Source organism: Martelella mediterranea (genome assembly GCF_021021415.1).
In the GTDB taxonomy this organism is placed as follows: Bacteria; Pseudomonadota; Alphaproteobacteria; order Rhizobiales; family Rhizobiaceae; genus Martelella; species Martelella mediterranea_C.
In genome coordinates this window covers 213,529-233,787 of sequence record NZ_JAINWJ010000007.1, presented here as the reverse complement: position 1 = coordinate 233,787, position 20,259 = coordinate 213,529, and the positions used below count along the sequence as shown (strand labels likewise).

Here is a 20,259-nt window from a genome sequence, read left to right as displayed (position 1 = left end):
CTCATGATGCAGACGGGCAGGCGCGTTCCCAGACAGTGCGTGGCAGCAGGTGCACCCCGCTGGCCGCGGAAGCGCCATCGCCGACGATATGGCCAATCCCTTCGGCCATCACCGCGAGCGTCATGTCGAAGGCGTTGAGGCTGTCGCCCTCGCCGCCAACGAGGTTGGCCATCGCGCCATCGACGAACAGATGGATGCAATTTTCCGAGGCGAGGCGATAGGTCGTGACGGAGGGCAGCGCCTTGGTTTTCGGCAGGTCTGCGAGCGGCGCCAATTCGATCTCGTCGATGCGATGGCCGGCATTCAGCAGGAAGCAGCCGTCCTTCAGGCGCTGGATCACGGAAAACGGCACGACATGATGGCCGCCGGTTCCGGTGACGATCACATCGGCAAGCGGCGCAAGCGCCTCGACCGATCCGGCGATAAAGCCGTCATAGCGCGCCTGCAGCAGCCGCGCGGGGTCGATCTCGGCCACCATCACCGTGCCGCCGAAGGCCCGCGCGCTTGCGGCAAGGCCCTGACCGACGGAGCCATAACCGACCACCAGCACGGTCTTTTCATGCAGGCTCAAAAGCGTGCGGGTGAAGAAGGCGTTCCAGGTGGTCAGCCCCACCATATGGCGGTTGTGCAGCCCTTCCTTCACCGGCAGATCGTCCCAGTTGAAGATCGGCCATGGCGGCAGCGCGCCCTGGAGCCGGTTGATCCCGGAACCCGTGGCCTCCAGCCCGGCCTTGATCGGCGGCATTGCCATCCCTTCCGACAGCAGCATATGGGTGAAATCCGCGCCCATTTCGCTGAGATGGGTCGGGCCCCAGTCAAGCCCGGCGCGGATCGCCGCGCGCCAGTCCTCCTCCGGCATGTTCTTGTAGGCATCAACCCGCGCGCCGGCGGCGCGCATCGCGTCGACGACCTCGTTGCGCACGGTCGCCGGATTGCAGGTGGTCACGAATAGCGCTGCCCCGCGGCTTGCCAGCCCTTCCACCAGCGGCAACATCTTCATGTCGAGATGCATGCTCATCGCGAGCCGGATGCCGGTCATGTCGGGCAGGTTTTCGACCGCACGTGCGGTGCGCGGCATATGGGCCTTTGCCCATGTCGGCGTGATTTCTGTCATAAGGATCGTTTCTTTCAGCGCTATCGTCCGTGGCGCTTCTGATAGCGGCCGCGCAGCCAGAATACCAGAAAAACCGCCAGGACGAAGGCGATCCCGACGGCGACCGCGAGCCAGACCGAGTATTGCGCCAGATAATTGACCGCGTCGGGCAGGAAATAGCCGCCGATGAGCATGCCGAGGAAGATCAGCGCGGCGGCGATGATTGCCGAGCGGTTGCCGGTGGGTTGATCAGCCATGCGCGCCAGCCTCCCTGATTTCGGCAAGCGTGCGGATCTGCCGGCCGTCGGCGGTGAAATTTTCCGGCGCCAGAAACGCTTCGAACGCGGCCTTGCGCGCCGGCCATTCGCTGTCGATCATCGCATACCATGCGGTGTCGCGGTTCCGGCCCTTGGCGACCATGTGGTTGCGGAACACGCCCTCATAGGTGAAGCCGAGCCTCCGCGCGCTGGCATGGCTCTTTTCGTTTTCGTTGTTGAGCTTCCATTCATAGCGGCGATAGCCGAGATCATCGAAGATGTGGCGCGCCATCAGGTAATGGACCTCGGTCGCCATGGTCGAGCGCTGCATCGCCGGGCCATGCGCCACCGCGCCGACCTCGATCACGCCGTTCTTCTCGTCGAGCCGCATATAGCTCGCCATGCCGACCAGCCTGCCGGTTTCTTTCGCGCGGAAGACGCGGGTGACATAGCTGCCCGAGGCATTTTCGCGGTCGAGCCAGGCACGGAAATCGGAAGGTTCCGCAAACGGCCCGTTCGGAAAATAAAGCAGCAGCGCATTGAGCGCATCTGCCGTCCCGCCGAGCCCTTCCCAGAGTTCAACGGCGTGGCGCTCTCCTTCATAAGGCTCGACAATCACGCTCGCGCCTCCGGCGACAACCGGCTGCGGACGCGCGCGCGGCGAAAACTTCGTCAGATCCTGCATCGCAATACCTTTGCAATCGGAAAGACCCCAGACTGCTGACAAAGCACCAAGCTTTGACCGTCGTGTGTCATCGGCCCTTCGTTCTTGTGTCATGCTCGGACTTGATCCGAGCATCCAGGCGGTTAAGCCGCTGAGTTTGCTAAGATCTATAACGAGCCCTTGCCGGGTGGCCTGGATCCTCGGGTCAAGCCCGAGGATGACCCGGAATGTGGGAGACGTTTGTTACCAGAATGCCCTCGACGAAAGGCCGGGGTCGTCAAAAACTTCGATCCAGCGACGGCCTAGGCCTTCAGCGTCGCGCAAGCCTCTTCGGCGAGCTTGCGGATGCCGTCCCAGTCGCCGCGGACGACCATGTCCTTCGGCGCAACCCACGAGCCGCCGACGCAGATGACGTTGGGAAGCTTCAGGTAATCGGGCGCATTGGCAAGCGAAATGCCGCCGGTCGGGCAGAACATGACATCGGGGATCGGCGAGGAGAGCGCCTTCAGATAGGGTGCGCCGCCGGCCTGTTCGGCGGGGAAGAACTTCATCACCCGGTAGCCTTCCTCGCGCAGCGACAGCACTTCGCTGGCCGTCGCCGTGCCCGGCAGCAGCGGCACGTCGCTGTCGTCCGCGGCATCGAGAATGTCGCCGTTGATGCCGGGCGAGACGATGAACTCGGCGCCCGCCTTTTCGGCTGCGGCATAATCGCGCGCCGAAAGGATGGTGCCGGCGCCGATCACCGCCCCTTCGATCTCGTCGGTCATCGCCTTGATGGCGTCGAGCGCGGCGTCGGTGCGCAGTGTGATCTCCAGCGTCTTGAGCCCGCCTTCCACCAGCGCGCGCGCCAGAGGCACGGCGTGTTCGACGGATTCCACGATCATCACCGGAATGACGGGTTGCGCCGTCAGCGCCTTGAGGAGGGTTTCAGTTTTCGCTTCCATTCTCGCACCGCTTTCCTGGTTGATATGGTCCATGGGATACCCCGGCAAAGCCGGCAAGTCGAGCCCCGGAACCGGGTTATTCTTTGCTGCCCATTGCCTGCGGCCGCAGTGATCTTCATAAGGGAATTTCATCACGGCGGCGTGAACGCCAGAGGCAGGGCTGAAAGCGTCCGGGAGAACGATGATGGCCAAGGAAATCGAGCGCAAGTTTCTGGTCGATGGCGACGGCTGGAAGGATGGCGCGGAAAAGGGCGTCCGCCTGACCCAGGCCTATCTGATGAGCGGACCGCAGCGCTCCGCGCGGGTGCGTATCTTCGATGGCGGCCGCGCGCGGCTTACCATGAAGTTCGGCGGGGCCTCGCTCAGCCGGGACGAATATGAATATGACATCCCGCTTGCCGATGCGCTGGAACTTGTGAGCCATGCGCTGGGCGCCGTCATCGACAAGACCCGTTACTGTCTCGCAGACGGCGCATTCGTCTGGGAAATCGACGTCTATCACGGCGATCTCGCGGGTCTCGTGGTGGCGGAGGTGGAACTGCCCGATGAGGCCGCCACGCCATCGCTTCCCGATTGGCTCGGCCGCGAGGTGACCGGTGACCCGCGCTATCTGAACCAGACGCTGTCGGAAACCGGCCGGCACCCTGAGGAGGCAGACTGACATGGCATTCTCGCTCGATCCCGATCGCCCCTTCGACGCCGCCGTCCGGAAAGTCGCCGTCTCCCAGCTTGAGGACGCGATCCGCGCCCTGAAGAAGCAGCCGAACGGCATCCATGAGGCGGTTCACGACGCCCGCAAGAAGTTCAAGCGGGTGCGCGGCCTCTACCGTCTGGTCCGGCCCGCCGCGAAGGATTTCGCGAAAGCGGAAAATGCCCGCATTCGCGATCTTGCGAATTCCCTGTCGGCCGACCGGGACGCGGCCGCGCTGATCGAGTGCGTCCGCTATCTCCGGCTGAATGCGGCCGAGGGACATGTCGACATGGCGCTCGCCCGGCTGGAGGCGGCGCTGATCGTCCGGCGCGACGCCAGGGCGGTGTCCGAGGACGCGCTGCAGAAAAAGGCAAAGGCGGCGATCGGCATCTGCCGGGAGGCGATCGCGGCGGTCGAGAACCAGGATTTCGACGGCAAGTCGCCGGAAAAGGCGATTGGGAAGGCCTGGCGCAAACAGCTTGCCTCCGCCCATGTCGCGGTCATGGCGGTTCGCGCCGAGGCGACGGACGAGCATTTCCACGATTTGCGCAAGGAGGCGCAGACCTACTGGATGTTCTGTGCACTTGTCGCCGATATCTGGCCGACGGCGCTGAAGGTCAAACGCGCCGACGCCAAGGCGCTTGCCGATCTCATCGGCCACGAGCATGATCTGAGCGTGATGATCGCGCTGCTTGACGGCCCGGACGCGCCGGCGCTTTCTGACAAGACCCACCGGATCTGCCGCGAGGAAGCGATCGCGCAAAGGGCGCGGCTGCGCCGCCGGGCGGTAAAGAATGCCCGCAAGGTGTTCGACGACGAGGCGGAAATCGAGAGCGCGATTGTCAAGACGCTCTGGCGCAAGCGCGTCGCGCGCGGCGAAGGCTGACAATTGCAAAGCCGCAGCAATGGGTGTATTGGCCGCAAACACGCCCCTGCCGATTGAAAACGTAACGCGGAGACAGGCTATGTCCTATCTGGTCGCAGCTCTTTATCATTTTGCCCGCTTCGCCGATTATGAATCGTTCCGCGCGCCGCTTCAGACCGCAGCCGACGACAACGGCGTCAAGGGCACGCTGCTTCTCGCCCATGAAGGCATCAACGGCACGATCGCGGGCACGCCAGAGGGCATCGCCAATGTGCTCGCCTTCATCCGTGCCCGGCCCGAGCTTGCCGGCATGGAGCACAAGGAAAGCCATGCCTCGAAAATGCCGTTCAACCGCATGAAGGTGCGGCTGAAGAAGGAAATCGTGACCATGGGCGTTGACACGATCGATCCCCTGAAGTCGGTCGGCACCTATGTCGAGGCGAAGGACTGGAACGACCTGATCTCCGATCCCGACACGATCGTGATCGACACCCGCAATGATTACGAGACCGCGATCGGCATCTTCCGCGGTGCCGTCGACCCGCAGACAAAAACCTTCCGCGAATTTCCCCGCTGGGTGGCCGAAAACCAGGGCCTCCACAACAAGCCGAAGATCGCGATGTACTGCACCGGCGGCATCCGCTGCGAAAAGGCGACGGCCTTCATGAAGGAGCAGGGCTTTGACGAGGTCTATCATCTCAAGGGCGGCATCCTGAAATATCTCGAGGACGTGCCGGAGGAGGAAAGCCTCTGGGACGGCGCCTGCTTCGTCTTCGACGAGCGCGTTTCCGTCACCCATGGCCTGAAGGAAGGCGAGCACGAACTCTGCCACGCCTGCCGCCATCCGGTGACGCCCGAGGACAAACTTTCCGCCGACTACGAGGAAGGCGTTTCCTGCCCGCATTGCGCCGACAGCTATTCTGAGACCGACCGCGCCCGCTTCCGCGAACGCCAGCACCAGATCACGCTGGCGAAAGCCCGCGGCGAGCGCCATCTCGGTGCGTAGGGCGCCGCGAACTTGAACCGGATGGCTTATCGGATAACTTCGGAGTGGGGAACCAGATGACGAGCAAAGCAGGCTTTTTCGGTTACTGGCTTCCGGTTGATGACGAGGAAAGCGCGCGGGACGCCGTGAAAATGTCCGGGCTACCCGTTCTCGTCATGGGGCTGAACTTCGTGATTTTGTCGCTGTTTCCCTCTCCATACCAGGCGACCTCTGATTACAGCTCCGTGATCTCTGGCGTTGTGGCGCTCGTTTTGATCTTTGTCGCGTTCAGAATTCGTGGCGGACATGCAGGCTTGGTGCCGGGCACGACAAGCCTGTTTTGCGTATTCATCTTTCTGAACGCCGTCCTGCCATATATAGGCTACTTTCTGGCCGGCGGCCGCGATCTGGACCTTTTTCGTCTCACGATCAGTCTGATCATTCCCGCCATCTGTGCCGCTTTGGCACTCAACGGCTGGCGGGGCTGGCGGTGGTTGCGAAAAAACAACCCCCCGACGCCATACTAGGCTCCGCGGAAGCGGAGGCGTCGGTCATGGCGTTTTACCCGTCCTTAATCATGGATCGGTTAGGTAAAGCGTCTACAACAGATAAGACGGTCGGCATCATGCGTTTTCTGGCAAAATCCCTGGCAGTTTCGGCAGCAGTGCTGCTTTCGGCCTGTTCGACATTCTCGTTCCTGCCGGGCTCGTCCGAGCCGATCCCCACGCCGATCGCCGCCAATCCGGCATCGCTCCGGATCGCGGTTCTGGCGCCCGAGGAATTTCGGCTGCCCAAGGGCGAGGTCGAACTGACCGTCTATCAGCGCGGCGCGGGCGGCGATATCAGTCAGGATTATACGCTGGTGAATGCCGATTCCGAGAAGGTCGATGCCGCCGTGGCCGAGTTCCGCAAGCCGGGGCAGGTGGTGACGCTGCTGAGATTGGCGCCCGCCGATGCGCTACGCCTGCGCGACCAGCAGGAGCAGATGGCGGCCGCGCGCGGCGCCGGCAGCGCCAAGCCGGGCTTCGAGGTTGACCTCGATTCCACCTGCTGGAACGGCGCCATGGTGGCGCCCGTCGTGCCGCTCGATGTGCTGATCAGGGCGGATTCAGACGGGGAATTCCATCCGCTGCTGTCCGATATCGATATTTTCGCGCTGATGAACCGGCCGGAAGACTCGCGCCTTAAGAAGTGTTCCTGAGGCTTCGATTTCTCTCTTGAGAGCGATTTGAACGCTCAGTCCCGATGTTCGCGGGCAAGGGCGTCGATGGCGCGTTCCATGCCGGGGCGGATTGCGACCATCAGCGTGGCATAGCCTTCCTCGACCGGCCAGAAGCGCTCGGCCAGATATGGGCCGACGCCCGGGGCCGCGCGGGTGACCGTGATATTGGCGTCGCGGGTGTTCCATTCCGTCAGCCGCATGATCAGCTGCTCGTCAACCGCTTCCTGTTCCATGTCGGGCCGCACGAAGACCTGCCAGATCCAGGCTTCGCCGGCCGTGACCGGCTGGATCGCCGCCGCGATCATTTCGCCGGCGAGATAGAGCGCATGAATGCGAAGCTGGTCGTTGCGGCCAAGCTTCTTGGCCGTGGGCAGCAGTGCTGCAAACCGGGACCGATCTTCCGCGACCGTCGTGGTGAGTGCTGAAAGCTCGTCCAGCATCAGCGCGGTTTCGGATGGATTGCGGGCGATGTGATAGCTGACCTTCCCGCGCGCATTCAGCGCTTCCCACTTCGCGAGATTGGCCTGCCAGGCCTCGCGCTCGCCGGGCGTCAGCGCCGCGCCTGCGGGATTGATCGGGCCCGACAAGGCGCGCCTGCGCCGGGCATGGGTGACCCGGAAGGCGAGGCCGCGGGCGGCGGCCACCGCGCGGGCGAAGCGCATGAACGCGCCATCGGCCAGGAGATGCGGAAACACCGCAATGCCCGGCAGGTTGACGAGCGAGCCGGCAAGCGCCTCGAAAAGCTGATCGAGCGTCGCCATCGGCCGGTGGCGCGAGATCAGCGGCGCGTGATAGCCGATATCGCCGATTGCGTGGGCGAGCAGGTGCGTGCCGTTGCCGCGCACCGAAAAGGTCATCAGCGCGGTCAGGTGGTCATCGCTGTCGCCGTCTTCCATCAGCGCCACCCTCAGCAGCGAATGGCGCTCGCCGAGCGCCGGCAGCAGGAAGGCGGGGGTCTGGAAGATGTTGCGCTCGATCGCGGTCTCGGCCAGCCGGTCCATGGCTGGTTCCATATGATCCGGAGCCTGCGAATAGAGCGAGAATTCGCCGCCGCTTCTGACTTCGAGACGGATATCGGGTACGGCCTTGCCGGGCTGGACGACGGAAAGCTTGGATTTGAGGCGGGCCGGCGGGCGCTGGCCAAGGTCCTTGCGTATAATGCTCATGGCCGCGCCCCTTTCGGCTGGCGGCCGAAGCGCACTGCGCGCGGCATGTCCGGCAGGACGGGCAGCTGTGGGGGGCCTGAACGCATGGATACTGAACTCTTACAAACGCACTTAACAAGGGATAACCGGTTTCGGTTAACAAAGCGTTGGCCACGGCTGCGCGAAACCGGCCTTGCAATTTTGGCCGAGAAGGGCAGACTGTCGTGTAATACCAAGGATCAGTGATTAGAGCTCATATGATGCGAGCTGGAATGGCCGTCCGAGTAGGAAAACACCGCAGAGCGATGCCTGAGCATCGCGCGAGGATTTTGACGCCCTCGGTGGCCATTCCAGCCGCACCCTTTCAGGGCCGGGCGCTTTTGAAAGCCCGCGTCGTTGAAAATCCTCGCCGTAGCTATGGCTACGACTGCGGTTTTCGCCTAGCCGGCTTTCAAAATCGCTCCGGTCATATGGGTTCTAATCACTGATCCTTGGTATAAGTGTCATGTTTGCGAAGCGGAGACGCCATGGCTGACAAGCCGGAAACGCAACGCGGCCGGGCTGCCGCCAACGCCAATGTGGTGGAGCTCAGCCAATATCGCGCAGGCCAGAAGGCCGAGCCCCTGCCGGTCACCTTCCACCGGCGCGAACTGGACGCGATCCTCTGGATCTACGGCCGCATGGTGGGCGAGGGCGAGTGGCGCGACTATGCGCTGGATCACCTGAAGGACAAGGCGGTGTTCTCGGTGTTCAAACGCGCCGGCGAAATGCCGCTCTACCGGATCGAGAAAAACCCGAAACTCGCCGCCCGTCAGGGCGCCTTCTCGGTCACCAACACCGCCGGCATGGTGCTCAAGCGCGGGCACGACCTGAAACAGGTGCTGAAGGTCTTCGACAGGAACCTGAAGCTGGTGGAGAAGTAATTCTGCCGGTTCCTGTTTGTTGTTTACCCAGGCCGGGCTTCTACGCGTTGAGCGCAGCATTTTGCTGGCAGCGACCGGCCACCCGTTGATTTAGCTATTTTTCTTTGGCGCCTTGGGATTCGAAAAATCGTGGCCCAAGCTTGCCCAACATGTGAGGCGGCAATAGAGCAATCGAGTCTGGAGAAATGGGCTCCGTTGGCGTCCACATATGTTGCGGCGCGATTTTTCGATATGATGCAGCTTCTTATTGTTCTAGATCATAGGGCGGTTAGTCTGAACCTCACTATGGTGTGTTGTGACGCATCGGGTTATCGAAAAACCGGATTCCGCTTTTCGCCCGATGCTCTAATATATCTTTGGGATATAAGATGGCTCCTCCCAACGACTACCGAGTGCGATCCTTATGCTTGAGCGGCTGAAACGACTGTTCATGAACCTCTGGTTCGCACTGGCGCTCGTGGCGGTCGCGGCCGTTGCCGGCTGGTATCTGACCGAGCGCCTGGCGGAGGAGGGGTTGCCGGCCGGTATTGCCTCGGGCAATGGCCGCATCGAGGCGGTCGCCGTCGACATATCTGCCCGCTCCGGTGGCCGGATCAGCGATATTCTCGTTGAAGAGGGTGAGACGGTCTCGGCTGGTCAGGTGCTTGCCCATATGGACACCCAGCAACTCGACGCGATGTTGCGGGAAGCGCGGGCGCAATTGCAGCGCGGCCGGATTGGCCGCGATGTGGCGGAGAGCGGCGTCACGCAGGCCGAGGCCGAACGTTCCGCTGCGCTGGCGGTCGTCGCCCAGCGCGAGGCCGAGCTTGGCTCGGCCGAGAGCCGCTTCAACCGCTCGCAGCAACTCGTCGAACGCAACACCGTGGCCCAGCAGACGGTGGAGGATGATCGCGCCCGTTTCGAAGGCGCCCGCGCGGCGCTCGACGCCGCTCGCGCCCAGGTCGCCGTCGCCGAGGCGGGCATCGCCACGGCGCGGGCGCGGATCGTGGATGCGGAGGCAAGTATCGAGGCGGCCAAGGCGGCGATAGAGCGGATCCAGACCGAGATTGATGACAGCACGTTGCGCTCGCCGCGAGACGGCCGGGTGCAGTATCTCGTCGCCCAACCGGGCGAGGTTGTCGCCGGCGGCGGGCGGGTCCTGAACCTCATCGATCTCGGCGATGTCTACATGACCGTTTTTCTGCCCACACTGGAGGCCGGACGTCTTGCCATCGGCTCGGAGGCGCGCATCGTCCTCGACACCGCGCCGGGCGTCGTGATTCCGGCCACGGTCTCGTTTCTGTCCGATGTCGCGCAGTTCACGCCGCGCACCGTCGAGACAGCTGAGGAACGCCAGGGTCTGATGTTCCGCGTTCGGGTACGTGTTGCGCCGGCGCTTCTTGAACGATACGCCGACTACGTCAAACCGGGTCTGCCCGGCATAGCCTATGTCAGGACCGACCCGGAGGCGGCATGGCCCGAAAGCCTGCGCACCGGATTGCTGGAATGAGCGGGCCGGCGCAAACCAGCGATGCTCCGGCGCTTGCGGCGCGCCTGCTTAACGTCAGCCACGTGTTCAAGAAGAACCGCGTGCTCGAGGACGTATCGATCGACTTTCCCGCCGGCAGGATGGTGGGACTGATCGGACCCGACGGCGTCGGGAAATCGACGCTGCTCTCGCTGATCGCCGGAGCGCGCAAGGTGCAGGCCGGCGCTGTCGAGGCGCTGGGCGCCGACATGCGCAAGGCGCGCGACCGCGGCGTGATTGGCCCGCGCATCGCCTATATGCCCCAGGGGCTCGGCAAGAATCTCTATCCGACGCTTTCGGTGTTCGAGAATGTGGATTTCTTCGGCCGTCTCTTCGGCCATGCCCGCAGGGAGCGCGAGCGTCGCATTCATGAACTTTTGGCCGCCACCGGTCTCGATCCCTTTGCGGATCGTCCGGCCGGCAAGCTTTCCGGCGGCATGAAGCAGAAGCTCGGCCTGTGCTGCGCGCTGATCCATGACCCCGACCTCCTGATCCTCGACGAGCCGACAACGGGCGTCGACCCGCTTTCCCGGCGGCAGTTCTGGGAACTGATCAACGCCATAAGGGCCAACCGGCCGGGCATGGGGGTGATCGTCGCGACGGCCTATATGGAGGAGGCGGCCGGGTTCGACTGGCTCGTCGCCATGGACGGCGGTCGCGTGCTGGCGACGGGAACGCCGGCCGAACTTCAGGCGAAGACTGGAACGTCCTCGCTCGATGACGCCTTCATTGCCGTTCTGCCGCAGGAAAAGCGCAGTCGCCATCGGAAAGTGGATATTCCGCCTCGGCCCGAGCGCGGCGACGGCGCGCCCGCGATCGAGGCCGACGGGCTGACGATGCGCTTTGGCGATTTCACCGCCGTGGACAATGTCAGCTTCCGCATTCCCAGGGGCGAAATCTTCGGCTTTCTCGGCTCGAACGGATGCGGCAAGACGACGACGATGAAGATGCTGACCGGACTGCTGCCGGCCAGTGAGGGCACCGCGCGGCTGTTCGGGCGCGAGGTCGATCCGCGCGATCTCGATACGCGCCGGCGCGTTGGCTACATGTCGCAATCCTTTTCGCTCTATTCCGAGTTGACCGTTCGTCAGAACCTGGACCTGCATGCCCGCCTTTTTCAGTTGCCGGCGGCGGATATCCCGGCCCGCATCGCCGAAATGGCGAAACGCTTTGACCTGACGGATGTGCTGGAAACGCTGCCCGATGCCCTGCCGCTCGGCGTCACCCAGCGCCTGTCGCTCGCCGTCGCCATGATCCATGCGCCCGAGATGCTGATCCTCGACGAGCCGACCTCCGGCGTCGACCCGATCGCGCGCGACGCGCTGTGGCAGAGTTTCGTTGATCTGGCGCGCAATGACGGCGTGACGATCTTCATCTCCACACACTTCATGAACGAGGCGGAGCGCTGCGATCGCATCTCGCTGATGCATGCCGGCAAGGTGCTGGTGTCAGACAGACCGGCCGCGATCGTCGAGACGCGTGGCACTGCCAATCTTGAAGAAGCCTTCGTTTCCTATCTTGAGGATGCGATCGGGGAGGGGGACAGCGCGGCAGGCGGGCCGCAAACGGATGCCGTTTCCGCGGATATCGTCCACGCCATCGGACCCGGGCATCAGATTGTGCATAATCGCCGGCTCGATCCGCGGCGGATCATGAGCTATGCCCGGCGCGAGGCGCTGGAATTGCGCCGCGACCCGATCCGCGCCGCCTTCGCTTTCATCGGTAGCCTGGTGCTCCTGTTCGTCCTCGGCTACGGGATCAGCATGGATGTCGAGGACCTGCCTTTCGCGGTGCTCGACCACGACCGCACGACGGTCAGCCGCGACTATACGCTCGACATTGCGGGCTCGCGCTATTTCACCGAGCGTCCTCCGATCGTCGATCATGCCGATATGGACCGGCGCATGCGCAGCGGCGAGATCAGCCTCGCCCTCGAGATACCGCCCGGCTTCGCGCGCGAGTTGGCGGCCGGCCGCAACGTGGAAATCGGCGGGTGGCTCGACGGTTCCATGCCGTCGCGCGCGGAGACCGCCAAGGGCTATGTCGACGGGCTGCACGCGCACTGGCTGATGCGGCAGGCAAGAGCGATCCTTGGAGAGCAAGCGCTGGCCGAGGACTTCCGGCTTGAGACGCGGTTCCGCTACAATCCCAACGTGGAAAGCATCATCGCCATGGTTCCGGCCGTCATAGCCCTGGTGCTCCTGTTCATTCCCACCATGTTGGCCACGCTCTCGATCGTGCGGGAGAAGGACCTCGGCTCCATCGTCAATCTCTACGTCACGCCCGTCACCCGACTGGAGTTTCTGCTCGGCAAGCAGATATCCTATGTCGGTCTCGCCATGATCAATCTCGCGATGATGACCGCCTTCGCCATTGTCGTGCAGCGCGTCCCTTTCACCGGAAGTGTTCTTGCCTATGCGCTCGGCGGCCTGCTTTACGCCATCGCGGCGACGGGGCTCGGGCTGCTGATCTCGAGCTTCATGAACAGCCAGATCGCCGCGATCTTCCTGACCACGGTCGTCACCATGATGCTGGCCGTCCAGTATTCCGGCATGATCGATCCGATCGCCTCCATGGAGGGCGAGGCCGCGCTGATTGGGGCCATCAACCCCGCAAGCCATTTCGTCACCATCTCGCGCGGCGCCTTTTCCAAGGCGTTGGGTTTCGGCGATCTGACCGCCTCGCTCCTGCCGCTGCTTGCGGCCGGCCTCGCGCTGTTATTGCTCAGCGTTTTCTTCCTCCGGAAACAGGCGCGCTGACCCATGCGGATATCGACGATCTGGCGACTGGGCATAAAGGAATTGTGGAGCCTGCTGCGCACGCCCGCTCTTCTGGTGCTGATCGTCGCCGTATTCACGCTTCAGGTCTATGCCGCGGCGGTCGCGGTGCCCTTCACGCTGAACAAGGCGCCGATCTCCATTGTCGACGAGGATGCCTCCCCCCTGTCGACACGCATCGCCTCGGCCTTCTACCCGCCCTATTTCCTTCCCCCGCAGACGATCACGCTGTCGCAGATGAACCGGCGCATGGACGAGGGCATCGATACTTTCGCGCTCGTCATCCCGCCGAACTTCCAGCGCGACCTTCTGGCGGGGAGCGAACCGGCCATGCAGCTTAATGTCGACGCCACGCGGATGACCCAGGCTTTCACCGGTGCAGGCTATGTGCAGGCGATCGTATCGGGCGAGGTTTCCGAGTTCCTTGAGCGTTACCGCGCCAGCAAACCCGCACCCGTTGGTCTGGTTCTGCGCGCCCGCTTCAACCCCGAGCTCAATCCAAACTGGTTCAGCGCCATGATGGAGGTCGTCAACAATGTCGCGCTGCTCTCCGTCATCCTGACGGGTGCCGCGCTCATCCGCGAGCGCGAGCGCGGCACCATCGAACATCTTCTCGTCATGCCGGTGACGCCGGCGGAGATCATGCTCGGCAAGATATGGCCGATGGCGACGGTGGTGATGGGCGCGGCTTGCTTTTCGATCACCGTCGTGGTGCAGACATGGCTCGCCATTCCCGTGGCGGGCTCGCTATGGCTGTTGATGCTCGGCATGGCGCTACAGCTGTTTGCAACGACCTCGCTTGGCATCTTCCTGGCCACCATTGCCGGCTCAATGCCGCAGTTCGGGCTGCTGCTGATGCTGGTGCTGTTTCCGCTGCAGATTCTAGCGGGCGGCCTGACGCCGGTGGAGAACATGCCCGCGGTTCTGCGCACCCTGATGTCGCTGGCGCCGGACACGCATTTCGTCGCGCTGGCGCAATCGATCATGTTCCGAGGCGCGGGGCTCGCGGTCATCTGGCCGCAGCTTCTAAGCCTCGCCGCCATCGGCCTCGCCTTGTTTTCATTCTCGTTGTGGCGATTCCGTCGGTCGCTGCGCTAGGTTTTCGTTTTGACGCATCGGCCCGAAACGACGAAGGCGAAATCTGGCCAGGACCGCGGATCGGAAACATACCCATGAGGCAGCTTCGGCAGTAGAATTCAGGCGGAAGGGCCTGAAGATGCAGCGTGAAAAAAGGAAAGGGCCAGCCGGGCAGCGCCCTCCGCCTGATCGAGTGCGGGAAAGCGCGCCTCGCCGGCAAGCCTCTGACGGATCGTCTCGGCGATGACCGGATGCAGCTTCAGCACGCCGCCGACAAAGGCGACGGGGTGGTTGCCGTTGCGGGCAATCAGGATGTTGCCAAGGCGGGCGAGTTCAGCGCCGGCCTCACGCAGAATAGCGTTTGCGCATGCATCGCCAGCCTCCGCCGCATCGACAACAGAACGCGCGAGCGCGCCAATGCGCCCGCGGTCGCCGGCATAGATATAGGCGCGCATATCCGACCAGTCGTCAGAGCCGACGGCGGCATAAAGCGCTTCGGCGAGCAGGTGCATGTCGCCCGGCGCGCCCTCCTCGTCGAGCCGGCGGTAGAGCGCGCGCACGGCAGCAAGGCCGATCCAGCCGCCGGAGCCCGCATCGTCGATCAGGATGCCGCGCCCGCCAATGCGGAAAAGCCTGCCCTCGCTGTCGAGGTGGACGGCAATCGACCCCGTTCCGGCGGAAACGAGGTGACCTTCTCCAAGCGCAAACAGGCTGCGGTAAGCGAGCTCGATATCGTCGGAAATGAAAATCTTCGCGCGCGTCAGCTTCAGCGCGGCAATCAGCATATCCTCGATATCGCCACGCGCGCGCGGGCCATACCCGGTGAGGCCGAAGACGGCCGCGTCAACCGGCTTGGTGATCTGCGCGGCAATCGCGGCGATGCTTTCCTCAAGCCTGTCGCGGGATTCGGCGTTGAAGGTGTGGCCGGTGGCGCCGGCCGCAGCCCCCCGCTGAACGATCGTTCCCGCCTGATCGCAAAGGGCAAACCGCGACGCCGTTCCGCCGATATCGCCGCCGAGGAAATAGCTGTCCATGGCCTCAGCCCTCGATCTGCCTGACAAAACCGCGGGTGATCTCGCGCGGATTGGTAATCGCCGTGCCGACAACGACGGCATAAGCGCCGCAATCAAACGCGCGGCGGGCACGTTCGGGCGTCGAGAACCGGCCTTCTGCCACCACCGGCGTTTTGATGCGGGCAACCAGCGCCTCGATGAGCGCGTAATCCGGCATGTCGTCGGTGCGGGCCGTATAATCCGTATAGCCGGAAAGCGTCGTTGCCACATAGGTTGCCCCCATGTCCGCTGCGGCCGCCCCCTCGTCGGGCGTTGCGATATCGCAGAAGGCTTCAAGACCAAGCGTCTCGGTAATGTGGCGGATGAGCCTTGCCGGTTGGTCGCCCTGGCGCGGGCGCGGCGTGGCGTCAATGCCGATAATGTCGGCTCCGGCCTCGGCAAGCGCATCGCAGGCTGCAAGCGTCGGCGTGATATAGACGGGCACGGCATCGGAAAACTGCTTGTCGATGCCGATGACGGGCAGGCCCGCTTCCTTGACGGCCCGCACGTCTGCAACGCCATTTGCGCGGATGGCGCATGCCCCGCCGTCACGCGCCGCGAGCGCCATCGCGCCCATGAAATGCGCGCCGTGGAGCGGGTTGTCCGCACGGGCCTGGCAGGAAACCACCAGCCCGCCTTTCTTCAGCTTCAGCATCACTTGATTGCGCCCGAGGTCATGCCGTTGATGAACTGGCGGGACAGGATGATGTAGAGCAGCGTGATGGGGGCTGCGGCGAAGGTCAGCCCGGCAAACAGCACGCCCCAATTGGTGGTGTATTCCCCCATGAAGCTCGTCAGTCCCTGCGGCAGGGTTTTCAGAAGATCGTTCTGGATGAAGATCAGCGGGAAGAAGAAATCGTTCCAGATCGGCACAAGATTGTGAATGGCGGCAATCACCATGGCGGGCCGCGCCAGCGGCAGCATGACCGACCACATGATCCGCGCTTCCGACGCGCCGTCCATGCGCGCGGCATCTTCCAGCTCGCCGGGCAGCGAGCGAATGAAGCCGGTCATGATGAACACGGTCGAGGGCAAGCCCATGGCGATATAGATGAGGATCAGCGACAGCTGGCTGTCGAGCAGGCCCATCTTGCGCATCAGCACGAAAAGCGGGATGACGGCGAGCTTCAGAGGCAGGGTCAGACCGGCCAGGAAGAACAGCAACAGAAAGCTGGAGCCCCTGAAATTATAGCGCCCCAACGCATAGGCCGCCATCGACCCCAGCACCAGAATGGCGAGTATGGACGAGCCGGTGATCAGCAGCGAGTTGAAGAAGTAGCGGACGAAATGGGTCTCGGTCCAGATCGCCTCGAAGTTCGACAGATCGGTGAAATCGGGAATCGCGAAGGGCTGTCGGAAAATCGCCATTGACGGCTTGAAGGCCGAAAACACCATGATGACGATCGGCGCGATCATGATGAAGGTATTGGCGATCAGCAGGATCTGCAGCAATCCGTCGCGCCCGAATGTGCGCATCAGGCCGGAGCGGTCGGTATAGCTCGTATCGCTCAAAGCTCAATCTCCCGGCGGCGCAGGTAAAGCGTCATGGCGGTGGCAAACACCGTGATAAAGATGAAGACGAGCGCTGCCAGCGCCGAGCCATGGCCGAAATCCGAGCTTCCGGCGCCGGGATTGCCGAAGGCAAGCCGGTAGAAGTAAAGCGCCAGCACATCGGTATTGCCGTAGGGCGAGCCGCTCATGCCCTCCATCACATAGGGCAGTTCGAACCAGTTGAACGAGCCGATGAATTGCAGCACGAACACGATGGTTGCCGCCGGCGCCACCAGCGGCCAGATGATTTTCCGTATTTTCACCCACTCGCTTTCGGTCTCCATGCGCACGGCATCGTAGATTTCACCTGGAATGCGCTGCATGGCGGCCAGGAAAATCAATGTCGGAAAGCCGACCCAGTGCCAGGCATTGACGAGAATGAGCGAGGCAAGCGCGGTGTCGGACTGGCCGAGCCAGGGTTGCGCCAAACCGGCGAGGCCGACCGCTTTCAGCGTCTGGTTGACGATACCGAAGAGCGGGTTGAGGAACAGTTTCCACAAATAGCCGACAATCACGGTCGACAGCACAACCGGCAGGAACACGGCGATGCGATGGAACCGGGCCAGCGGAAACTCGCGCCACAGCGCATAGGCGAGAATGAAGGCAGCGCCGTTTTGCACCACCATCAGCGTGATAAAGACGATGACATTGTTGATGAAGGCGTTTTGAACCGTCGATTTATACGGTTCGGTAAACAGCACATCGTAGAAATTCTGGAAGCCGACAAACTCGCCCCGCGCCATGCCGTTCCAGTGATAGAAGGCGTAGGCCAGCGCCGAAACGATCGGGTAGGCGACAAAGAGCAGCATCACCGCAAGAGCGGGCAGGATCAGACAGGTGATCCAAAGGCCACGTGGCGTCGGCATCAGGCGGTTCATTGCATTCGCTTCCGTCTTGATCAGAGCGAGCCGGCCTCAAAAGGCCGGCTCCCAAACGTCGAGAAATCAGTTGTTCTGGAAGGGCTCGTAGTATTTTGACAGGCCCTCGGTCACGGTTGCACCGACCTCTTCAGGCGTTGCCTCGCCGGCCATCATCTTCTGGACGTTTTCCTGAACCAGCGTCGAGCCCGAAGGCTGGTCGAAGCGGAAATTCACCAGCATCATGTAAGGCATCGAAGTCTTGTTCAGTTCGGCAACGGCCTCAAGATCCGGGTTGTCGAAGGTGACGCCCGGGATCGGCGAGATGTTGGAGAGCTCGTTGGCAAAGGCCTGGCCGAATTCCTTCGAGGCGAGGAAGTTCAGGAACTTCAGCACCGCATCCTTGTGCTCGGTGGCCGCATTGCCGGCATAGCCGCCGTCATAGAACACGGCGACAAGGCCTTCGTTGCCTTCGTTGACCACGGGGGCGGGAATGGCGCCGATATTGATATCAGGATTCATGCCCTTCATGGCGGCGATCTCATAGGATCCGCCGACGAACATGCCGGCCATGCCTGTCGCAAACAGCTGCTGCGAAGAGGCGTAATCGAGGCCGATGAAGCCGTCGGGGAAATACTGGCTCATATCCTTGATGCGGGTCAGCGCATCGACGAAGCGCGGATCGGTGAAATCGGCATCGCCGCTCATCACATCCTCGTAAAAGGCCTTGCCCATGGTCGATGAACCGAGGCCGAAGGTGATGACTTCGTTCTGCCATGCGTCCGCCGTGCCATTGGCAAAGGCGTAGAGACCGGCTTCCTGAAGCGCTTCGGCGGCCGCTTTCATATCGTCCCAGGTCTTCGGCGGCTCAAGACCAAGCTCGCTGAACACATCCTTGTTGTAGAGCACCATCATCGTCTGCGAGGCGAAGGGAATGGCGTAGATGGTGTTGTCCGCGCGCAGGGTTTCCGCCTTCAGGGCATCGGCCGGGAAATCCTTCAGCGCCGGCACGTTTTCTTCCGAAAGCGGCATGAGATAGCCGCCGGATGCCACGCTCTCGAAGGAGCCGTAGGCGCGCACCATCATCGCGTCGGGACCGGCCTCGCCCGCAAGCGCGGTCGACAGGATGGTGCCGTAATTGACGGCTTCAATCATTCTGAGATTGACGTTGATGTCGGGGTTTTCCGCCTCGAAGGTCTCGATGAACTCTTCATATTGCGGCACGTCCTCCACGCGCCAGCCCCAGAAGGAAATGTCTTCGGCGAAAGCCGGTGCGGCCATGCCGGCGACGGCCGTGGCCACCAGAAAAGTCTTGGCAAAGGGTGTCATCAGATTGCTCCTTTTGTTCCGTTCCCCTGAATTATCGATGACAAGCGGTAAAGTCGTTATCAAACACGCTGGCCGCTCGCCCTGTCAAAGACGTGAAGCGCATCTGCCTGCGCCTGCACGGTGACGTCGTCGTCGGCATCGAAGAAGACGGTTGGCGGCACCCTGATGGTGACCTGCTCGCCGCTTGTCAGCCGAACGTAAACATATGAGTCGTCGCCGAGATATTCGGTGTAGATCACCGAGCCGGCAAAGCCTTCATCGGCATGCCCCGCCACGACGGAAAGACCGTCCGGGCGTGCGCCGATGGTAAGCGCGCCCTCGGCGATGCCGGCCGGGGGCCGAATCGCGCCGGTGCCCGCTATTGCAAGTTCCCCCGCTGTGCTGTCGACATCGAGAAGCGACATCTTCGGCGAGCCGATGAACGTCGCCACAAAGGTGTTGGCGGGCGTTTCGAACAGTTCGCGGGGGCTGCCGACCTGTTCGATATAGCCATTGTTCATCACCACGATCCGGTCGGCCAGCGTCATCGCCTCGACCTGGTCATGGGTCACATAGATCATCGTGCCGCCGATATCGCGGTGCAGGCGCGCAATCTCGAGGCGCACGTCGGCGCGAAGGGCAGCATCGAGATTCGAAAGCGGTTCATCGAGCAGAAAAACGTCAGGCTTGCGCACCATGGCGCGGGCAATGGCCACGCGCTGGCGCTGCCCGCCGGAAAGCTGGCGCGGCTTGCGTTTCAGATAGTCCTCAAGCCTCAGCATCCGGGTCACTTCGGCAATGCGGGCGCTGATCTCATCCTTCGAAAGCCCCATCAGCCGTGCGCCGAACGCCATGTTCTCATAGACATCCATATGCGGATAAAGCGCATAGGATTGAAACACCATGGCGGCCCCGCGCTTCGAGGGCGCCACGTCATTCATGACCTTGCCATTGATCGAAAGCGTGCCGCCGGTAATCGGATCGAGACCCGCGATCAGCCGCAGCAGCGTCGATTTTCCGCAGCCGGATGGTCCGACAAAGATGATGAGTTCACGATCTCCGATCTCCAGATCGATCCCGTGCAGCACTTCCGTTTCCTTGAAGCGCTTGACGATACCCTTGAGTGATAGACGCGCCAAAAATCAGCCCTTCAACAATACCATTAGAATACCAATTGGATCATTGCCGTTTTATGGGAGGCTGTAAAGAGTCAATTCAGATCGATCGTGTTGTTTTCCGCCCGATTCATGGAACTTCTTTAAGTATCATTGTGTTAGGGGAATTTCGCTGCTGAAAGTCTCGCGATGTTTCCCCGCCGCCGGGAGATGCCGACACGCCCTC

20 protein-coding genes are annotated in these 20,259 nt (G+C 62.5%); 9 read left to right on the top strand and 11 right to left on the bottom strand.

Annotated elements, in window-relative coordinates:
* Position 1: 1 nt before the first annotated feature.
* From K7H91_RS05600 to K7H91_RS05585, 4 genes are all read right to left on the bottom strand, one after another.
* Positions 2-1,114, bottom strand: a complete 1,113-nt coding sequence (locus K7H91_RS05600; RefSeq protein ID WP_230719219.1) for an adenosylhomocysteinase — start codon at positions 1,112-1,114, stop codon at positions 2-4.
* Between the two features lie 20 nt (positions 1,115-1,134).
* The gene (locus K7H91_RS05595) at positions 1,135-1,350 is read right to left on the bottom strand and encodes a hypothetical protein (protein WP_018067493.1); all 216 of its coding nucleotides are present in this window, start codon (positions 1,348-1,350) and stop codon (positions 1,135-1,137) included.
* The gene (locus tag K7H91_RS05590) at positions 1,343-2,035 is read right to left on the bottom strand and encodes a GNAT family N-acetyltransferase (RefSeq protein ID WP_230719218.1); all 693 of its coding nucleotides are present in this window, start codon (positions 2,033-2,035) and stop codon (positions 1,343-1,345) included. The genes K7H91_RS05595 and K7H91_RS05590 overlap by 8 nt, the downstream gene beginning before the upstream one ends.
* 281 nt (positions 2,036-2,316) lie before the next feature.
* Complete coding sequence (locus K7H91_RS05585; RefSeq protein WP_018067491.1) at positions 2,317-2,958, bottom strand: 2-dehydro-3-deoxy-phosphogluconate aldolase; 642 nt, start codon at positions 2,956-2,958, stop codon at positions 2,317-2,319.
* Positions 2,959-3,142: 184 nt separating this feature from the next.
* On the opposite strand from K7H91_RS05585, the gene K7H91_RS05580 reads away from it, so the two are divergent.
* The 5 genes from K7H91_RS05580 (at position 3,143) to K7H91_RS05560 (ending at position 6,700) form a co-directional block, all read left to right on the top strand.
* Positions 3,143-3,619 carry a CYTH domain-containing protein gene (locus K7H91_RS05580; protein WP_230719217.1) on the top strand — a complete coding sequence of 159 codons (477 nt, stop codon included), beginning with the start codon at positions 3,143-3,145 and terminating at the stop codon, positions 3,617-3,619.
* A 1-nt stretch (position 3,620) separates the two neighbouring features.
* Positions 3,621-4,535 carry a CHAD domain-containing protein gene (locus K7H91_RS05575; protein WP_230719216.1) on the top strand — a complete coding sequence of 305 codons (915 nt, stop codon included), beginning with the start codon at positions 3,621-3,623 and terminating at the stop codon, positions 4,533-4,535.
* 79 nt (positions 4,536-4,614) lie between these two features.
* Positions 4,615-5,520, top strand: coding sequence for a rhodanese-related sulfurtransferase (locus tag K7H91_RS05570; protein WP_230719215.1), 906 nt, complete (start codon positions 4,615-4,617; stop codon positions 5,518-5,520).
* A gap of 56 nt (positions 5,521-5,576) precedes the next feature.
* Entirely contained in the window at positions 5,577-6,026 is a 450-nt protein-coding gene (locus K7H91_RS05565; protein WP_230719214.1) for a hypothetical protein, read from the top strand.
* A 98-nt stretch (positions 6,027-6,124) separates the two neighbouring features.
* Positions 6,125-6,700, top strand: a complete 576-nt coding sequence (locus tag K7H91_RS05560; protein ID WP_157624611.1) for a hypothetical protein — start codon at positions 6,125-6,127, stop codon at positions 6,698-6,700.
* Positions 6,701-6,735: 35 nt separating this feature from the next.
* On the opposite strand, the gene K7H91_RS05555 is transcribed toward K7H91_RS05560, so the two are convergent.
* Complete coding sequence (locus tag K7H91_RS05555; protein ID WP_230719213.1) at positions 6,736-7,887, bottom strand: GNAT family N-acetyltransferase; 1,152 nt, start codon at positions 7,885-7,887, stop codon at positions 6,736-6,738.
* Positions 7,888-8,393: 506 nt separating this feature from the next.
* Between K7H91_RS05555 and K7H91_RS05550 the strand changes: the two genes are divergently transcribed.
* The 4 genes from K7H91_RS05550 (at position 8,394) to K7H91_RS05535 (ending at position 14,171) form a co-directional block, all read left to right on the top strand.
* Positions 8,394-8,789: a DUF2794 domain-containing protein gene (locus tag K7H91_RS05550; RefSeq protein WP_230719212.1), complete on the top strand. Its 396-nt coding sequence runs from the start codon at positions 8,394-8,396 to the stop codon at positions 8,787-8,789.
* 430 nt (positions 8,790-9,219) lie between these two features.
* On the top strand, positions 9,220-10,278 hold the full coding sequence (locus K7H91_RS05545) for an HlyD family secretion protein (protein WP_230719211.1): 1,059 nt from the start codon (positions 9,220-9,222) through the stop codon (positions 10,276-10,278).
* The gene (rbbA, locus tag K7H91_RS05540) at positions 10,242-13,055 is read left to right on the top strand and encodes a ribosome-associated ATPase/putative transporter RbbA (RefSeq protein WP_230719210.1); all 2,814 of its coding nucleotides are present in this window, start codon (positions 10,242-10,244) and stop codon (positions 13,053-13,055) included. Before K7H91_RS05545 ends, rbbA begins: the two co-directional genes overlap by 37 nt.
* A 3-nt stretch (positions 13,056-13,058) precedes the next feature.
* A complete protein-coding gene (locus tag K7H91_RS05535) occupies positions 13,059-14,171 on the top strand; it encodes an ABC transporter permease (protein WP_230719209.1) in 1,113 nt (370 codons plus the stop codon).
* Between the two features lie 98 nt (positions 14,172-14,269).
* On the opposite strand, the gene K7H91_RS05530 is transcribed toward K7H91_RS05535, so the two are convergent.
* From K7H91_RS05530 to K7H91_RS05505, 6 genes are all read right to left on the bottom strand, one after another.
* A complete protein-coding gene (locus K7H91_RS05530; RefSeq protein ID WP_230719208.1) occupies positions 14,270-15,184 on the bottom strand; it encodes an N-acetylglucosamine kinase in 915 nt (304 codons plus the stop codon).
* 4 nt (positions 15,185-15,188) lie between these two features.
* Positions 15,189-15,857, bottom strand: a complete 669-nt coding sequence (locus tag K7H91_RS05525; RefSeq protein ID WP_230719207.1) for an N-acetylmannosamine-6-phosphate 2-epimerase — start codon at positions 15,855-15,857, stop codon at positions 15,189-15,191.
* On the bottom strand, positions 15,857-16,714 hold the full coding sequence (locus K7H91_RS05520) for a carbohydrate ABC transporter permease (RefSeq protein ID WP_230719206.1): 858 nt from the start codon (positions 16,712-16,714) through the stop codon (positions 15,857-15,859). Before K7H91_RS05520 ends, K7H91_RS05525 begins: the two co-directional genes overlap by 1 nt.
* The gene (locus K7H91_RS05515; RefSeq protein WP_230719205.1) at positions 16,711-17,631 is read right to left on the bottom strand and encodes a carbohydrate ABC transporter permease; all 921 of its coding nucleotides are present in this window, start codon (positions 17,629-17,631) and stop codon (positions 16,711-16,713) included. The genes K7H91_RS05520 and K7H91_RS05515 overlap by 4 nt, the downstream gene beginning before the upstream one ends.
* 66 nt (positions 17,632-17,697) lie before the next feature.
* Positions 17,698-18,939 (bottom strand): extracellular solute-binding protein, encoded by a 1,242-nt coding sequence (locus K7H91_RS05510; protein WP_230719204.1) that lies wholly within the window; start codon positions 18,937-18,939, stop codon positions 17,698-17,700.
* Between the two features lie 59 nt (positions 18,940-18,998).
* Positions 18,999-20,057 carry an ABC transporter ATP-binding protein gene (locus K7H91_RS05505; protein ID WP_230719203.1) on the bottom strand — a complete coding sequence of 353 codons (1,059 nt, stop codon included), beginning with the start codon at positions 20,055-20,057 and terminating at the stop codon, positions 18,999-19,001.
* Positions 20,058-20,259 lie beyond the last annotated feature (202 nt).

Excerpts from the sequence above, each read along its gene's own strand:
- K7H91_RS05560 (WP_157624611.1), top strand. The coding sequence starts at position 6,125 with ATGCGTTTTCTGGCAAAATCCCTGGCAGTTTCGGCAGCAGTGCTGCTT.
- K7H91_RS05515 (WP_230719205.1), bottom strand. The coding sequence starts at position 17,631 with ATGAACCGCCTGATGCCGACGCCACGTGGCCTTTGGATCACCTGTCTG.
- rbbA (WP_230719210.1), top strand. The coding sequence starts at position 10,242 with ATGGCCCGAAAGCCTGCGCACCGGATTGCTGGAATGAGCGGGCCGGCG.
- K7H91_RS05545 (WP_230719211.1), top strand. The coding sequence starts at position 9,220 with ATGAACCTCTGGTTCGCACTGGCGCTCGTGGCGGTCGCGGCCGTTGCC.
- K7H91_RS05600 (WP_230719219.1), bottom strand. The coding sequence starts at position 1,114 with ATGACAGAAATCACGCCGACATGGGCAAAGGCCCATATGCCGCGCACC.
- K7H91_RS05530 (WP_230719208.1), bottom strand. The coding sequence starts at position 15,184 with ATGGACAGCTATTTCCTCGGCGGCGATATCGGCGGAACGGCGTCGCGG.
- K7H91_RS05585 (WP_018067491.1), bottom strand. The coding sequence starts at position 2,958 with ATGGAAGCGAAAACTGAAACCCTCCTCAAGGCGCTGACGGCGCAACCC.
- K7H91_RS05595 (WP_018067493.1), bottom strand. The coding sequence starts at position 1,350 with ATGGCTGATCAACCCACCGGCAACCGCTCGGCAATCATCGCCGCCGCG.
- K7H91_RS05555 (WP_230719213.1), bottom strand. The coding sequence starts at position 7,887 with ATGAGCATTATACGCAAGGACCTTGGCCAGCGCCCGCCGGCCCGCCTC.
- K7H91_RS05525 (WP_230719207.1), bottom strand. The coding sequence starts at position 15,857 with ATGCTGAAGCTGAAGAAAGGCGGGCTGGTGGTTTCCTGCCAGGCCCGT.
- K7H91_RS05580 (WP_230719217.1), top strand. The coding sequence starts at position 3,143 with ATGGCCAAGGAAATCGAGCGCAAGTTTCTGGTCGATGGCGACGGCTGG.
- K7H91_RS05590 (WP_230719218.1), bottom strand. The coding sequence starts at position 2,035 with ATGCAGGATCTGACGAAGTTTTCGCCGCGCGCGCGTCCGCAGCCGGTT.
- K7H91_RS05570 (WP_230719215.1), top strand. The coding sequence starts at position 4,615 with ATGTCCTATCTGGTCGCAGCTCTTTATCATTTTGCCCGCTTCGCCGAT.
- K7H91_RS05550 (WP_230719212.1), top strand. The coding sequence starts at position 8,394 with ATGGCTGACAAGCCGGAAACGCAACGCGGCCGGGCTGCCGCCAACGCC.
- K7H91_RS05565 (WP_230719214.1), top strand. The coding sequence starts at position 5,577 with ATGACGAGCAAAGCAGGCTTTTTCGGTTACTGGCTTCCGGTTGATGAC.
- K7H91_RS05575 (WP_230719216.1), top strand. The coding sequence starts at position 3,621 with ATGGCATTCTCGCTCGATCCCGATCGCCCCTTCGACGCCGCCGTCCGG.
- K7H91_RS05510 (WP_230719204.1), bottom strand. The coding sequence starts at position 18,939 with ATGACACCCTTTGCCAAGACTTTTCTGGTGGCCACGGCCGTCGCCGGC.
- K7H91_RS05535 (WP_230719209.1), top strand. The coding sequence starts at position 13,059 with ATGCGGATATCGACGATCTGGCGACTGGGCATAAAGGAATTGTGGAGC.